Genomic DNA, 15,532 nt, shown 5'->3' on the forward strand with positions numbered 1-15,532 from the left:
CTCCTCGGCTTATCAGTTGTCGCGCTGCTCGGCGTGCGGGTCGCCCAGCGGGCGGTAGTCGTCATCGCTGGATTTGTAATTGCCGGCACAGCCGCTCAGGCAGAGCAGGGCGGCGAGCAGGGTGGTGGTCAGCAGGCGGTGGGACATCTCGGGTTCTCCACAGGCGGTGATTGAGGTGATTGGATTCAGGCGAACGCAGGCTGCGGTCGGTGGCCAAAGCGGTTGTCTTGCGACTGGCCCGGCCAGAGCAGCAACAGCGGCCAGATGATGGCGACCAGCAGTACCAGTACCCCGCTCTGGCCCATGTCGTGCAGGCGGCGGATGCCCAGGCAGAGGGTGGCGGCGAATGTGTAGAACAAGCCGATCAGCAGCAGCGTGTTGATGGCGTACTCCTGCAGCGGTTCGGGAAAAAGCAGACCCAGCAGGCAGATGGCCAGGGCGCACTGGCTCCACAGCGAGAGCAGCAGATACTTGAGACGGCCGATACGCCCGTTGGAAACCAGTGGCTCCAGGGTCAGCAGGAACAGGATGTCCGTGGTTTTGCTCATCAGGGTTCTTCCTTAAATGTCGGCCGGGCTGATCTTCAGCCGGTCCATGCGGTACAGCAGGGTGCGCCGCGGCAGGCCCAGTTCGCGGGCGGCCTGGCTCTGGTTGCCGCGGTTCTTGCGCAGGCAGTCGAGCAGCAGGTTGCGTTCGACCCGTTCCAGGCGTTCGCGCAGGTTCATGCAGCCGTCGCCGGGTTGGCTGGCGTCCTGGTGCAGGTTGAAATGCTCGGGCAGCAGCTCGCCGCCTTCGCACAGCAGCACGGCGCGCTCCACCAGGCCCTTCAGTTCGCGCACGTTGCCGGGGAAGGTGTAGCTGGCCAGGTGGGTGAGGGTGGTCTCGGCCCAGCGGCACGGGTCGCGCTGCAGGAAGGCGCTGGCCTTGGCGGCGAAATGCCGGGCCAGCAGGAGGATGTCCTCGTCGCGTTCGCGCAGTGGCGGCAGGGCGATGGGGAAGTGCGACAGGCGATAGAACAGGTCTTCGCGAAAGCGCCCCTGCTCGACCAGGCTGCGCAGGTCGCGGTGGGTAGCGGCGACGATGCGCACGTCGACCTTGTGCGTGGCGGTGCTGCCCAGTGGGCGCACTTCGCCTTCCTGCAGCACGCGCAGCAGCTTGGCCTGCAGGGCCAGCGGCATGTCGCCGATCTCGTCGAGGAACAGGGTGCCGCCGTCGGCCGCGTCGAACAGGCCCTTGCGGTCGCGCTCGGCGCCAGTGAAAGCGCCCTTGCGGTAGCCGAACAGCTCGCTCTCCAGCAGGCTCTCCGGCAGCGAGGCGCAGTTCTGCACGATGAACGCCTGGCTGCGGCGGAAGCCGCAGTCGTGGATGGCGCGGGCGACCAGTTCCTTGCCGGTGCCGGTCTCGCCGGTGAGCAGCACACTGACCGGGTTGTGCAGCACCTTGCCGAGCAGCTGGCAGACCGCACGCATCGCCGCGCTGCTGCCGATCAGGCCGTAGCCGCTGCTCGGCAGGCTGGTTGGTAGGGTGCTGGGCACGCTGGCCAGCGGCGCGCGCAGGCGTTGCAGCAGCTGGTGCTGGGTCAGGGCGAAGGTGCCGAGGCTGGCCAGCGAGCCGGCGAAACCTTCCAGCTCGCGGGCACTGTGGCTGGCCAGCAGCAGCAGGCCGCCGACGCGGCCCTGCTCGTCTTGCAGCGGCAGGCACAGCAGGCTGCGCCAGGCTTGGTCGCGGGTCGGCAGGAAGCTGGTTTCGTGCAGGTTGTGGTCGAGATTGGCCAGGCTCAGGTGGCGGTTCTGGCACAGGCAGTACTGCAGCAGCTGCTCGCCGTCGTAGTCGCTGGGTAGGCTGGCGCTGTGCTCGGGGTGCGCCTGGCCATCCAGCCATGCGGCGGCCAGGGTCAGGCGGGTGTGGGTGCTGTCGAGCAGGTACAGCTGGCTCAGTTCGCAACCCGCGAGCTGCGCGGCGGCCTGCACCAGGCCGGCCGGCAGGTCGTCGGCCTTGGCCAGGCGCGACAGCTGGCCGAACTGCTCCAGCAGGGCTTCGGCATAGGGCAGCGGCTGGGCAATGCGCTGCAGCAGCTGGGGTGGCTCAGGCAGCTGTGGCGGCAGGCGTTCAGGCGAATTCACAGACCAGCGCTCCTTCACCGTCGAGGGTGGCATGCACCTGCTGCAGGCTTTCGCCGGCGGCCATGGCATCCAGCAGGCGGTCGGCGATCTGCGGCAACAGCTGTTGCTCCAGCAACTGGTCGATCAGCCGGGCGCCGCTGTCGTTGTGCTGGCAGCGGCGGGCCAGGTGGCCGAGCAGCGCCGGGTGGTGGCTGAAGCCCAGCTGGCGGCGCGCCAGGCGCTCGCCGAGGCGGCCCAGCTTGAGCGCCACCAGTTCCTCGAGCACGCTGCCGGCCACCGGGTAGTAAGGCACCACGCGCATGCGAGCGAGCAGTGCCGGCTTGAAGTGGCGGCTCAGGGCCGGGCGAATGGCCTGCTCCAGTACTTCGGCGGCCGGGCGCTGCTCGTCGCTGCAGAGCTGGGCGATCTGCTCGCTGGCCAGGTTGCTGGTCATCAGGATCAGGCAGTTGCGGAAGTTGATCTCGCGCCCCTCGCCGTCGTTGGCCACGCCCTTGTCGAAGATCTGGTAGAAGACGTTCATCACGTCCGGGTCGGCCTTCTCCACCTCGTCGAGGAGGATCACCGAGTAGGGCTTCTGCCGTACCGCCTCGGTGAGCATGCCGCCCTCGCCGTAGCCGACGTAGCCGGGCGGCGCGCCGATCAGCCGCGACACCGTGTGCTTTTCCTGGAACTCGGACATGTTGATGGTGGTGAGGAAGCGCTCGCCGCCGTACAGCAGGTCGGCCAGGGCCAGGGCGGTCTCGGTCTTGCCGACCCCGCTGGGGCCGACCAGAAGGAACACCCCGACTGGCGCATCGTCCTTGTTCAGCCCGGCGGCGCTGGCGCGCATGGCGCGGTCGAGGGCCACCACCGCCTGCTCCTGGCCGCGCACGCGCTGGCGCAGGTCATGGGCGAAACCGGCCACCTTGGCGTTGTGTTCGCGGGCCAGCTGGCTCAGCGGCACGCCGGTCCAGTGGCTGATCACCTCGGCCACCAGGCGCGGGCAGACTTCATGGCTGACCAGGCGCTCGGCGCTTTGTGCTGCAGCCAGCTCGGCCTGCACCCCGCGCAGCTCGGCTTCCAGTTCGGCCAGATTCGCCAGGGGTTCGACGCTGTCGTCGGTCACTTCGGCAGGTTGATCGAGGCGGGCGGCGGCGCACTGCTGGCGCAGTTGCAGCAGGCGTTCGGCCAGTTGGCGCTGGCTGTCCCAGCGGCTGCCCAGTTGTTGCAGTTCGTCAGCGGCCTGCAGCAAACGGTTTTCCAGTTGAGCGAGGACTTCGCCATCGACGCTCAGGCCGGCATCCAGGTCGCGGCGCAGGGCTTCGCGTTGGCGCTGGCCTTCAGCGATCTCGCCGCGCAGGCGTTCCAGCGCTTCCGGGGCGGCGGCCAGGCTGATGCGTACGCGCGCGCAGGCGGTGTCGAGCACGTCGACCGCCTTGTCCGGCAGCTGGCGCCCGGCCAGGTAGCGCGCCGACAGTTCGGCGGCGGCGACCACCGCGTCGTCGCGCAGGTAGATGCCGTGGCTCTTCTCGTATACCGGCGCCAGGCCACGCAGGATGGTCACGGCTTCCTGGACCGTCGGCTCGTGCAGCTGCACCGGCTGGAAACGCCGGGCCAGGGCCGGGTCCTTCTCGAAGTACTTCTTGTATTCGCTCCAGGTGGTGGCGGCGATGGTGCGCAGCTCGCCACGGGCCAGGGCCGGCTTGAGCAGGTTGGCGGCGTCCGAGCCACCGGCCTGGCCGCCAGCGCCGATCAGGGTGTGCGCCTCGTCGATAAACAGGATGATCGGCTTGGCCGCGCCCTTCACTTCGTCGATCACCCCCTGCAGGCGCCGTTCGAACTCGCCTTTGACGCTGGCGCCGGCCTGCAGCAGGCCCATGTCCAGGCACAGCAGCTCGACGCCCTTGAGCACTTCCGGCACTTCGCCGCTGGCGATGCGCAGGGCCAGGCCTTCGACTATGGCGGTCTTGCCGACGCCGGCCTCGCCGACCACGATCGGGTTGTTTTTCCGCCGGCGGGCGAGGATGTCGATCATCTGGCGGATCGCCCCGTCGCGGCACAGCACCGGATCGAGCTTGCCGTCGCGGGCCTGCTGGGTGAAGTTGTGGGTGAAGCGTTGCAGGTTGGATTCACCCGTCGCGGCGGCTTTGCCGGCGCCTGTCTGCGGCTGCTGGCTGAGGGCGAAATCGCGCAGGCGCTCGGCATTGACCTTGGCCAGCAGCGGCTGGTAGTGGCTGCCGGCATAGCGCATGGGGTTGCGCAGCAGGGCGAGGATCAGCGCGGCCTGTTCCACCTGGCTCTGGCCGAGTTCCAGGTTGGCCACCAGCAGGGCGTCCTGCAGCCACTGCACCAGCTCGGCGGAGAACACCGGGTTGCGCGAGGCGCTGTGTTCGCCGCGCGGTTGCAGGGCGCTGGCGAGGGCGCCGGCGTCCACTTCGGCATCCTGCAGGGCGCGGGCCAGCAAGCCTTGCGGGCGTTCGAGCAGACCGAGCAGCAGGTCTTCCACCAGGATCTTGTTGCCACCGCGCTGCAGGCAGCGCTCGGCGGCGCCTTCGAGGTCGCGGCGGGTGTCGGCGTCCAGTGCCTGGACCAACTGTTGTAGGTCGACGTTGATCATTCTCTCTGTCCTTAGTGAGTCATGCTGCCGATGGTGACCACACCATCGGCCTGTTCGTGGCCCAGCCAGCTGGTCCAGCCGAGGTGGCAGGGGTTGCCGGCGCCGATGCGTAGCTCGCGGATTTCCTCGTGGCGCAGGGCCAGGCGGATGTCGTAGTCGAGCGGGTCGCGCAGGGTGAAGCGCACCAGCGCGCAGAGCGGCTGGTAGCCCGTGCCGATCGGCAGGAATTCGTGGAAACGGGCCCAGCTGAGCTGGCGGATATGGATGCGGAACTTGCCGCCGCGGTCGCGCACCCGCTCGCCGAGCACCAGGCTTTCGCCCAGCTGGCTGTTGGCCAGGCCGAGGCGGTTGCGCTGCTCGCCGATGATCTGCACCTGGCGCTCGACGCACTGCTCGATGCGCAGGTCGGTGTGCTTGAAGTAGTAACGCAGCACCGACTCGACCAGTGCCGCCGAATGGGCGCGCAGGCTGAGCAGGCCGAGGTAGGGCAGCAGGCGCTTCCAGTTGAGTTCCTCGGCGGCGCGGATCTGCTCGCCGCCGAGGCCGATCAGGGCGAACAGCTGGTTGGAGAACTGATCGCTGGCGCCGCGCTGGAAGCGCGCGTAGTAACGGTACTTCTGCCAGATCGGCAGGAGCAGGCGCTGCAGGCGGTTGTTGAACAGGTCGAGGAATTCGCGGGTCGGGTTGCCGTCCGGGTTGTCGCCCAGCGCCTGTTCGCCATAGAAGGCCGGCAGCGGCGAACCGGCGCCGAACAGGCTGACCAGGTTGATGCGCAGCTGCGCGCGCAGCTCGCCGTGTTCTTCGAAGAACTGCACGCGATCGACATCGCTGCCGGGGAAGCCCAGGCTCGGGTTGGCCTGGAATTCCAGGCGCTCGTACAGCTGCTCCTCATCCAGTTCGGGATGGGCAGTGCGCAAGCGGTCCAGCACCAGCAGCACACCCTGGAACAGGCTGTACTCGCGGATGCCCCGGCTGAGCCGGTTCAGAGCAGGGGCTGCTGCCCCATGCGCGGCGTCCATCGGTACACCTCTCCTTGTGTGCTGTGTACGCGCAGCTCGTGGTACGAGTTGAGGCTGGCGTAGAGGGCGAAGAATTCATTGAGCACCGAGGCGAACAGGAACAGATCCCCTTCGCCCAGGTAACCGTCCGGGTTCATGTTCAGTTCGGTACGCACACCGCGCACCGGCAGGCCGCGATGCAGGCGGTCGACGTGCTGGTGGCTGATCGACTGCAGGCCGCCGAGCAGGCGTTTGCTGACCTTTTCCGCGTGCTGGTCGTAGTAGCGCGGCAGGTCGTAGGTTTCGAGGATCACCTTGAGCGCCTGCACATCGGCCAGCGACAGGTAGTTCAGCGACATGTTGCTGATCAGCTTCCACAGGTAGTCGCGGTGCAGCGGCGGTGCGTAGCTCGGCGTCACCGCGCTGATGTTGCGGAAGGTGAGGAACTCCGGGGTGTCTTCGCTGGGCAGGCAGATATCGCCCAGGCCCAGCTGGCGTGGCAGGTTCTGGTTGGTGCAGGTCAGCTCGATGGACAGGGTTTCCTGCTGATCCTGCTGGCGCATGCCGAAGCTGAGCCAGGTCTCCAGGCCGTCGCCGAGCATCGAGGGCTGCTGGCGCACGCTGTAGTGCGGACGGGCCTTGGGCACGTCGAAGCTGGCGTCGTGCTCGAACGACTCGAATGGCACGTATTCCTCGTAGCCCATGCCGCCGGGCTTCCAGCCGGTCACCCGGTCCACCGAGAACACCGCGCAGTGGCGCGTCTCGAATTCGGCCGGCAGCAGCAGGTACTGGTCCTGCTTGCCGTCCAGGCGGATCGGGATGGCGTCGTGGGCGAACAGGTTGACCACCGGCGTGCAGTACAAACGCACGTTGTCCAGGGTCGGGCGGATGCGCTGCAGGCCGGTCTTCTGGATATCGAAGCGCAGCTCCAGGCCGCGGGCACGTTCCAGCAGCTCGGCCGGCTGGCGCTTGAGCAGCTCGAGGCCCTTGAGCTCGACGAAGAGGAACTTGTCCTGGAAGGCGAAGTATTCCTGCAGGTGGCGGTAGCCGCGGAAGGTGTTCAGCGGGTAGGGCACCAGCGCTTCGTCTTCGGCGAAGCCCACTGCCTCGACTTTGTCGGCACCCAGGGCGAAGCCCGGCAGCGGCTGATCGTAGGCATCCTTGAGCGGCTTGCCCTCGCCATCCAGCAACACCAGCTGGATGCCGCCGAGGTGGCGCAGCAGGCCGAGGTAGAGCAGCTGGCTGATGTAGCGCTCGCCGGCCAGGTGCAGGCGCAGTTTGCTCAGTTCGACTTCACCGAGGTGGCCATCGGCGCTCATGCCCAGGCGCAGGCTGAGCAGCGCGCCGTCGCCCTTCACCGAGTAGTCCAGGCCGTTCAGCGCCAGCGGCAGCACCTCGCAGGCGAAGGCGGTGCGGAAGCGACAGGTCACGCCTTCGATGGCCTTGGCTTCCACCGGCGTATGCCGCGGTACCGCCAGGGCCGGACCGGGGCGCTTGAGCGGGTCGAACTGCAGCATGCTGAAGGCCGGCAGCGGGCGCATGTAGTTCGGCCACAGCAGGTGCATCAGCGAATGGGTCAGCTCCGGCAGCTCGTCGTCGAGCTTCTGCCGCAGGCGTCCGGTGAGAAAGGCGAAACCCTCGAGCAGCCGCTCGACATCCGGGTCGCGCCCGGCCTGGCCGAGAAACGGCGCCAGCGCCGGGCTGCGCTCGGCAAAGCGCTTGCCGAGCTGGCGCAGGGCAGTGAGTTCGCTCTGGTAGTGGTGGTTGAAGGACATTAGTTGACGGTCTCCGTGGCTGATTCGAGGCAGCTCCAGAAATCCTCTACGGCCTCTTCTTCGGAGATGGCGATGTGTTCCGGTTGCAGCATCAGTCGCGGTAGCTGTATCGGCCCAGATGAGCACCAAAAGGGGCTCATCCACGTGCAATGGCGGGAGTGATAACCGGGAGCGCTGACCGACAGCGTGGCCCCGCAAGGCGGCCCATCGGCCAGCAGGGCGAACAGGCGATAGTCGCGGTGTTCGGCGAAGGCGAAACGGCCTTCGGCATCGCTGACGGTGTCATAGGCCCAGGATTCGTCGCTGTGGATATCCAGCTCGACCTTGGCGCCCGCCACTGCCTGCCCTGTTTCGGCAGACAGCACGCGACCCTCGATGGCCGGGTTGCGGGTTACCGAGTGCGGGTAGGGCACGCAGGCGCTAAGACTCGATAGCGCCATGCACAGATAGGCAGCTTTTATGGTCATGGACAAAGTTGATCGGAGGATACCTTCCAGATATCGACGGTGTTGCCGGGGTCACCAATCGTTGTTTCTTTCAGATGGCTGAGGAAGTTAGTTTTATCTAGTACGATTTTCCGTTGATTGGCGGATAGTTGAAGTTGGTAAGTGTCGGGAAATCCATTTTTCAGTTCATCGCTGAAAGATACATAAGACAGTATTTCGATGGATTCGCCTGGTTGCAGCGTTTTAACAAGGTGCAGAGGCTTCTTGGCGTTTGAGTATTCGTTGACGTCAATATCAACTGAATATGTGCACGCGTTGTGAAAGTCCACGATATACACATACTTGCTTTGGGCTGTGCAGCCGGCCAGAAGCATGGCTCCGAAAATGCCTAATGCTTTAGTCATGGAACTGCACCCTAGTTAGCCAAAGCAGGCCTTTTACGTCCTGTTCGGAGATAGATGATCGATCCCAGAAGTCTAGCCAGGCGGATTCGCCACTCGGGGGTTCCGTGAAGTAATGCATTACATCCAATTCTCCGGTATCTGGAATGTAGTTATTGTCTTTTCTTCTTTGAGTGAGAACTGTGGAAGTATCCTTATGGCTCCATGAATAGTGGGGAATAAGGCCTCCATCACCATAGTCATTAAGAACTAGGTGGCCGAATTCATGGGCTGAGGTGTGCATAAATTCTTCGTCAGAGAAAATCGCTGGGTATCTGCGTACTGACCAATATCCAGAGTTATGGTGAATGACTCTGAAGCCTCCCAGGCTGGTTGACCTGCCGCCATCCACGGTTAAATTCTCGGTAAGCGGGAAATTCTTAGCACAAGGTTTTGCATTGATGTCGGCCTTTACTGTGAAGAGGTAAAGCCCCTTACTGCTATTGATACCGTTGGCGATACCCTGTGTTCGCGTAGCGTTGCGTGACCAGTAATACTCAATGCCTCTTTTAGCCTGAGTCTCTAATGCTGCATATGTCAGCGGTGTGAGATTGCTGTTTTGACCTTTGATACGGCCATCGGAAAAGCTCGGCCGTACAGTGACTTCGACCGTTTTGGCATTGCGATCAATCTGCGCATCGACCCAATCCACTTCCTTGCTTTCATTGACCAATGGCAGCTCGACGATCTGCTGCAGGCCGCCCTTGACCGCTGTCAGGCGCACCTTGAGCGCGGCGCTTTTGAGCACCTTGGTATCGAGGACACCGGTCAGGCTGTAACCGTCCCATTGCCACGTGTGTTCGCCGGTGGGCAGCAGCTTGGCGGTATCGGCTGCGGCATAGATCAGCGTGCTGCCATCCAGCACTTCCAGGGTCAGGCTATCGGCGGGCTGTTCGCGGTTGCTGACCAGGAAATCGATGGTTTCCAGGTTCTTCGTGGTACCGCTGGCCAGTTCGGCGTAGTCGGGGATTTCCAGTGGGGTCAGGATGCGATTGCCGCCGGATTTCAGCTCCAGCCGGTAATCCAGTGTTTCGCTCTTCTGTTCCGCGGCCTCAGCGCTCGGAATCAGTGCGTCGACCACGGCGGCCACGGCACTGGCGATAAAAGACACCGGCTCGACCGGGCCGATGGTCGCGCCGCCGCCGCTGGTGCCGATAATCACCGTCCCCGACCCCGCCACCACCACATTGCCGTGGCTACCCACGGTGCCGATGGTGGTCGCCGGTTTGCCGTTGATCAGCACGTTGGGGATCACATTGCCGACCAGCGCGCCGCCGCAGGCCGAGGCATCACCCATGCGCGCGGCCGGTTTGCTGTCGAACAGCACGTCGGGCGAGCCGGCGGCGATCGGGTTGCTGCCGTGGCCCGGGACTGGGCAGGCAGTGGGGTCGCCCAGGCGGGCGGCGGGTTTACCGGACATCCATGCTCTCCTATAACAGGCCCTTACCTGACCTTCACTTGCCCGCTGCCATCCAGCTGCGCGGCAAAACTTACGGGGCGTTTGACGCCGTCGATCTCCAGCTGGCCTTCGATGGCGAAGGCCAGGCTTAGCGGATCGTGGTCGCGGGGCAGTGACACCACGCGCACCTGGGTCAAGCGCGGTTCGTACGCTTCGATAAAGCGTTCGATGGCGATACGCGCCTGTTGCAAGGCATCGTGCAGCGACAGGCGCATATCGTTGAGATCGGGCAACCCGTAGTCGGGCAGCGTTTGCACGCTGCCCGCCCGGGTGCTGAGCATCTTCGCCAGGTGGGCAGCCACCGAGGCCATGGCGGACACCTCATGGCTCCAGCCGGCGCGTTTGCCGGCTTCGCCACCCAGGCGCTCGAACAGGCTGCCGTACGACATGGCGAGTTATTCCTTGTCCAGCTTGCCGACCAAGGACAGGGTGAAATCAGCACCCATGTACTTGAAGTGCGGACGCACGTTGAGGCTGACGCGGTACCAGCCCGGCTCACCATCGACGTCGCTGACGATCACTTGCGCGGCGCGCAGCGGACGGCGGCTACGCACTTCCGAGCTGGGGTTTTCCTGGTCGGCGACGAACTGGCGGATCCACTTGTTCAGCTCCAGCTCCAGGTCGGTGCGCTCTTTCCACGCGCCGATCTGCTCGCGCTGCAGCACTTTCAGGTAGTGCGCCAGGCGGTTGACGATGAACAGGTAGGGCAGCTGGGTGCCGAGCTTGTAGTTCAGCTCGGCGGTCTTGCCTTCCTCGCTGATGCCGAAGAACTTCGGCTTCTGGGTGGAGTTGGCGGAGAAGAACGCGGCGTTGTCGCTGCCCTTGCGCATGGTCAGGGCGATAAAGCCTTCCTCGGCCAGCTCGTACTCGCGGCGGTCGGAGACCAGCACTTCGGTAGGGATCTTGGTCTCGATCTCGCCCATGCTCTCGAAGTGGTGCAGCGGCAGGTCTTCCACCGCGCCACCGCTCTGCGGGCCGATGATGTTCGGGCACCAGCGGAACTTGGCGAAGCTGTCGGTCAGCTTGGAGGCGAAGGTGTAGGCGGTGTTGCCCCACAGGTAGTGCTCGTGGTCGCCGGCGACGTTCTCCTTGTAGACGAAGCTCTTCACCGGGTTCTCTTCCGGATCGTAGGGGTTGCGCAGCAGGAAGCGCGGCAGGGTCAGGCCGACATAGCGGGCGTCTTCGCGCTCGCGGAAGCTCTGCCACTTGGCGAACTGCGGGCCCTCGAAGTGATCCTTGAGGTCCTTGAGGTTGGGCAGGCCGGTGAAGCTCTCCAGGCCGAAAAACTTCGGGCCGGCAGCGGCGATAAACGGCGCGTGGGCCATGCAGGCCACCGAGGCGACGTGCTGCATGCACTTGATGTCCGGCGAGCTGGGGTCGAAGAAGTAGTTGGCGACGATGGCGCCGACCGGCTGGCCGCCGAACTGGCCGTACTCGGCGGTGTAGATGTGCTTGTACAGGCCGGACTGGGTGATTTCCGGGCTGTCCTCGAAGTCGTCCAGCAGGTCCTGCTTGGAGGCGTTGAGGATTTCCAGCTTGGTGTTCTCGCGGAAGTTGGTGCGATCGACCAGCAGCTTGAGGCCGCGCCAGGACGATTCCAGGGCCTGGAAATCGGCGTGGTGGAGGATCTCGTCCATCTGCCGGCTGAGCTTGGCGTCGATCTCCGCGATCATGCGGTCGACCATGGCCTTCTTCACCGGCTCGTTCTGGTTGTGCGGTTTCAGCAGCTCTTCGATAAAGGCCGACACGCCGCGCTTGGCGATGTCATAGGCCTCGTCGTCCGGGGTCAGCCGGGTTTCCGCGATGATGCGGTCGAGAATGCCGGCTTCGGCGACATTCCGGGTGGTTTCCACTACTGCGCTGGTGCTCATGCTCGGGCTTCCTTGTCGAGGGTTCAGGCGTCTTGCTGGGTCAGGCCCAGTTCGCCCAGTACGCGGTCACGGGAGTCGTCGTCGGCGAGCACGCTTTCGATCGCCTTGCGGAAGGCCGGGGCGTTGCCCAGCGGACCTTTCAGGGCGACCAGGGCGTCGCGCAGTTCCATCAGCTTCTTCAGCTCGGGAACCTGGTCGACCACGGCGGCGGGGTTGAAGTCCTTCATCGAGTTGATGCGCAGCTGCACCGGCAACTCGTCGGCGCCCTGCTCATCCTGCAGGCGGTTGGGCACGTTGAAGGTCAGGTTGAGTTCCTGCTTGCCGAGCACTTCGTCGAAGTTGTTCTTGTCGATGCTGATCGGCTTGCGGTCTTCGATCTTGCGATCGTCGGCGCGCTGGGTGAAATCGCCCAGTACCATCAGTTTGAGTGGCAGTTCGATCTCTTCCTGGGCGCCGCCGGTGGCGGGCTTGAACGTGACGTTGATGCGTTCCTTGGGGGCTACCGAGCCTTCTTTGGCCATGGCTGTTCTCCTTTACGTTTTCGGTATGTACGGGCCTTGCGGCCTTAATCCAGCACCACTTCGAGGTCGAGGTGGCACAGCCTGCGGTGTATCTCTTCCTTGCGTTCGCGGATCACGTGGCTCTGCGGCAGCAGCTCGTAGCAGCTGTGCAGCAGGCGCAGCACTTCCAGGGCGAGATCGGGTTCCCACTCGCCGAGGCCGGAGGCCTGCAACGTCTGGTCGAGGGATTCGAGTTGGGTCTTGGCCAGTTCGTGCTTCTTCGCCGCGCTGCACAGGCGCGCCAGGGCGAGCTGCCAGAAGAACCGGGCGCGGCCGCCCTGGGCCTGGGCCATGCCTTGCTTGAGTTGTTGCACGGCGGCTTTCAGGCCGTCCTTGCGCAGCTGCGGCAGCACCGCCTGCAGGGCGACTTCCCAGGCCGGCAGGCTGCCACCGTCGCTAGTCATGGTGGGGGCTGGTTCGGTACTGGCCGTCTGCAGATGCGGCAGCACATGGGCGCCGATCCAGGCGCGGGTTTCGGCGTCGGCGAAGGGCGCGCCATCGTGGAAACAAAGTTCGTCCAGGCCGGGCACGCGCTGCAAGAACAGCGCCAGCTGGATCTCCACCTCGGCCATGGCCGGCTCGGCGCCCAGCTCCTGCAGGCACTCCCAGGCCAGGCGCTGGCCGTCGAGCCAGAACGGCGCGCGGGCGATGCTGGTTTCCAGCTCCAGCAGCAGATCGGCGTACTGGCCGGCGGCGAAGCGTTCGCGGTAGCTGGCCAGCTTGTCCACCGGCAGGCCACGCAGGGCGGTAACCTGCTCGGCATTGCGTTCCGGCAGGCCGTCGATCGGCAGCCACAGCAGGGTGCGGGCCAGGCGCAGGGCGCGGATATCGCTGGCCTTCTGCTTCAGCCACCAGCCGCACAGCGGTCGGGCGCCGTCTTGCAGGGCGCGCAGGGATTTGTGCGCGTCGCGCTCGTTGTCGATCGGCGTGCTGGCGCTGAACACCTGACTGGCGGCCTGCTTGACCTGGGCCAGGGCGGCGCCGACCACGCCCGGTTCGGCCTGGCCCTGAGTGGCGCGGTTGATCTGTTCGTCGATCCGCCGGCACAGCGGCAGCAGCAGCGGGGCGTCTTCGCCCAAGTGAGCGGAGAGGCAGCCTTCCAGCTTGCGCAGCAGCTCGGCGAGGGTGCGGAACAGCGGCAGCTGGGTGGCCACCGGAATGTCTTCGCCGAGGGCCTTTTCCAGGCGTGGGGTGAGCCAGGCGAAAGCGGCGGCGCGGGTGCGCTCCTTGCGCGGGTGCAGTTCGTCCCAGTGCTGGCTGCACAGTTGGTGCAGCAGGCCCAGGCCGGCCTGCAGGCCGCTGAGGTTCTCGCGCTGGTACAGGCTCCAGGTCAGCCAGCTGGCGACGCGCAGGTCCTTGGACTGCTCGCGCAGCAGCGCCTCGCTCTGCTCGCGGACTTTCTGCCAGTCGATGGCATCGGTCTGGTGCATGGCCGCGGCCTTTTCCAGCTCGCTTTCCAGCACTTCGTATTCTGGCGAATAACGAATATCCGCACCGGAAAAGTCCCCTTGTTTAATTGGGGAATTGGCCAGTTGCAAATAATGTTCGGCGAGCGAGTTGGAAACAGTCATTCCTTGACCTGTTAATTGGATACATAACTTCCATGTCTTCATCCAGATATTAAGGATGAATGCTTTGGGCTTCCGATGTGCGCAACTTCTTGCGCACCTTGATGTGCAATAAGTTGCGCACAAGCCCTATGGGGTGGGCATCCTAGACCTGTGGTGGAGGGGCGGCAAGCGCGGAAAGTGTGACCTGTATGGCAACCGGGAAGATTGCATGACTATCTTTTGGTACGTTCGTTCTTGAATTAAGGCGGTGCATTATTAGTTGCTTGGCTGCATTAATAGCGATCGGATATATGCATCGCGATATGTAAGTAAATGCTTACCTCTCAGTTAGTGGCGCATCACAGTTATTCGAGAAGATGCACAATTTAGTGTGACCGCCAGCAACTTTTCGGCGATTGCCGACTTGCGGGCTAGTTTCGCCGGTCACGACTGGACGGCCGGATTCAGGGCGCCCTGCTTTCTGCCCGGCGCCGGCACGGGGCCTGGCCTAAGCTGGCAAGGTTGCCTGAACCTTCGTCAAGGAGTCCCGCCATGCGTATTCAGTCGTCGTTGCTTCTCGGTCTGTGCCTGCTGCCCGCCCTGGCTAGCGCCGAGCAGATCCGTCCGGGGTTGTGGGAGTTCACCAGCAACCTGCAGAGCGATGGCCAGGCGATGCCGGACATGCAGGAGATGCTCGGCCAGCTGCAGAATCTGCCGCCCGAGCAGCGCCAGATGATGGAGCAGATGATGGCCAAGCAGGGCGTCAAGCTGGGTGGGGCCGGCGTGCAACTGTGCCTCAGTGAGGCGCAGGCCAAGGCGCACGACATTCCCCTGCAGGACCCCGAATCCGGCTGTACCCATGAGATCACCGAGCGTGGTGCGGATGTCTGGAAGTTTCGCTTCACCTGCCCGGATGGCCAGGGCGAAGGCGAAACCCGCTTCGAAGGTGACACGGCCTTCAGCACCCAGGTCAACGGTGTCTATGGCGGCCGGCAGAGCAGCATGCACAGCCAGGCGCGCTGGGTCAGTGCTGATTGTGGTGGGCTGCTGCCGCGCTGAGGGACAGGCTGTGGCGCAGTCGGCTGCGCACAGGCAGGCCTTGTGGTTAAGCTGCGTCGCATGAATCCGCGGTTTGTCTGGGGAGTGTTGTATGCAGGGAGTCGTGTGGGTGGCGCTGGCCGTGCTGGCGTTGCTGCTGGTGGCCGTCGTGTATGGCTACAACCGCCTGGTGTTCAATCGCGCGCGGGTGGCCGAGGCCTGGAGTGGCATCGATGTGCAGCTCAAGCGCCGTTCCAGCCTGATCCCCAATCTGGTCGGCTGCCTCAAGGTGTACATGGCCCATGAGCGCGACACCCTGGAGGAGCTGGTGCTGCAGCGCGGCGCCGTGCAGGCCCATGAAGGCGATGACCCAGCCGGTCGCAGCGCCGCCGAGAGCCAGCTGAGTGCGGGTCTGCTGCGGGTGTTTGCCCTGGCCGAGAACTACCCCGAGCTGAAGGCCGATGGCGGCTTCCTCGATCTGCAGCGCACCTTGAGCGAGCTCGAGGAACAGATCCAGATGGCCCGCCGTTACTACAACGGCGCGGTGCGCGAGCTCAACGTGCTGGTCGAATCGGTGCCGAGCAACCTGCTGGCACAACTGTTCGGCTTCCAGTGCGCCGCTTATTTCGCCCTGGACGATGCACGCGACGCCCTTTCCCCGAAACTGGAGTTCTGA

At 64.6% G+C, this 15,532-nt stretch carries 14 protein-coding genes and 1 pseudogene; 2 read left to right on the forward strand and 13 right to left on the reverse strand.

What is annotated here, in order from left to right:
* Positions 1-12 precede the first annotated feature (12 nt).
* The 13 genes and pseudogenes from LRS11_RS05520 to tssA all read right to left on the reverse strand — a co-directional run bounded on the left by LRS11_RS05520 (position 13) and on the right by tssA (position 13,839).
* Positions 13-147 (reverse strand): type VI secretion protein, encoded by a 135-nt coding sequence (locus tag LRS11_RS05520; protein WP_160492121.1) that lies wholly within the window; start codon positions 145-147, stop codon positions 13-15.
* A 38-nt stretch (positions 148-185) separates the two neighbouring features.
* Complete coding sequence (locus tag LRS11_RS05525) at positions 186-548, reverse strand: DUF805 domain-containing protein (RefSeq protein ID WP_260495892.1); 363 nt, start codon at positions 546-548, stop codon at positions 186-188.
* 12 nt (positions 549-560) lie between these two features.
* Positions 561-2,075 carry a sigma 54-interacting transcriptional regulator gene (locus LRS11_RS05530; protein WP_260496864.1) on the reverse strand — a complete coding sequence of 505 codons (1,515 nt, stop codon included), beginning with the start codon at positions 2,073-2,075 and terminating at the stop codon, positions 561-563.
* 34 nt (positions 2,076-2,109) lie between these two features.
* Positions 2,110-4,719, reverse strand: coding sequence for a type VI secretion system ATPase TssH (tssH, locus tag LRS11_RS05535; RefSeq protein ID WP_260495893.1), 2,610 nt, complete (start codon positions 4,717-4,719; stop codon positions 2,110-2,112).
* Between the two features lie 11 nt (positions 4,720-4,730).
* Positions 4,731-5,738, reverse strand: a complete 1,008-nt coding sequence (gene tssG / locus LRS11_RS05540; protein ID WP_260495894.1) for a type VI secretion system baseplate subunit TssG — start codon at positions 5,736-5,738, stop codon at positions 4,731-4,733.
* A complete protein-coding gene (gene tssF / locus LRS11_RS05545) occupies positions 5,702-7,492 on the reverse strand; it encodes a type VI secretion system baseplate subunit TssF (protein WP_260495895.1) in 1,791 nt (596 codons plus the stop codon). The genes tssG and tssF overlap by 37 nt, the downstream gene beginning before the upstream one ends.
* Positions 7,492-7,959 carry a carboxypeptidase-like regulatory domain-containing protein gene (locus LRS11_RS05550; RefSeq protein WP_260495896.1) on the reverse strand — a complete coding sequence of 156 codons (468 nt, stop codon included), beginning with the start codon at positions 7,957-7,959 and terminating at the stop codon, positions 7,492-7,494. The genes tssF and LRS11_RS05550 overlap by 1 nt, the downstream gene beginning before the upstream one ends.
* Positions 7,956-8,342 (reverse strand): hypothetical protein, encoded by a 387-nt coding sequence (locus LRS11_RS05555; RefSeq protein WP_260495897.1) that lies wholly within the window; start codon positions 8,340-8,342, stop codon positions 7,956-7,958. Before LRS11_RS05555 ends, LRS11_RS05550 begins: the two co-directional genes overlap by 4 nt.
* 1,168 nt (positions 8,343-9,510) lie before the next feature.
* Positions 9,511-9,798: pseudogene (locus LRS11_RS05560) on the reverse strand (PAAR domain-containing protein); the annotation flags it as partial.
* A gap of 23 nt (positions 9,799-9,821) precedes the next feature.
* On the reverse strand, positions 9,822-10,226 hold the full coding sequence (gene tssE, locus LRS11_RS05565) for a type VI secretion system baseplate subunit TssE (protein WP_160492129.1): 405 nt from the start codon (positions 10,224-10,226) through the stop codon (positions 9,822-9,824).
* A gap of 6 nt (positions 10,227-10,232) precedes the next feature.
* Positions 10,233-11,708: a type VI secretion system contractile sheath large subunit gene (gene tssC / locus LRS11_RS05570; protein WP_173210851.1), complete on the reverse strand. Its 1,476-nt coding sequence runs from the start codon at positions 11,706-11,708 to the stop codon at positions 10,233-10,235.
* Positions 11,709-11,731: 23 nt separating this feature from the next.
* Positions 11,732-12,229: a type VI secretion system contractile sheath small subunit gene (gene tssB, locus LRS11_RS05575; RefSeq protein WP_260495898.1), complete on the reverse strand. Its 498-nt coding sequence runs from the start codon at positions 12,227-12,229 to the stop codon at positions 11,732-11,734.
* A gap of 44 nt (positions 12,230-12,273) precedes the next feature.
* Positions 12,274-13,839, reverse strand: coding sequence for a type VI secretion system protein TssA (tssA, locus tag LRS11_RS05580; protein ID WP_260495899.1), 1,566 nt, complete (start codon positions 13,837-13,839; stop codon positions 12,274-12,276).
* A 531-nt stretch (positions 13,840-14,370) separates the two neighbouring features.
* On the opposite strand from tssA, the gene LRS11_RS05585 reads away from it, so the two are divergent.
* Positions 14,371-14,877, forward strand: coding sequence for a DUF3617 domain-containing protein (locus tag LRS11_RS05585; protein WP_260495900.1), 507 nt, complete (start codon positions 14,371-14,373; stop codon positions 14,875-14,877).
* 91 nt (positions 14,878-14,968) lie between these two features.
* Positions 14,969-15,532: a LemA family protein gene (locus LRS11_RS05590; protein WP_260495901.1), complete on the forward strand. Its 564-nt coding sequence runs from the start codon at positions 14,969-14,971 to the stop codon at positions 15,530-15,532.

Origin of the sequence: Pseudomonas sp. J452 (assembly GCF_024666525.1) — a bacterium.
GTDB lineage: Bacteria > Pseudomonadota > Gammaproteobacteria > Pseudomonadales > Pseudomonadaceae > Aquipseudomonas.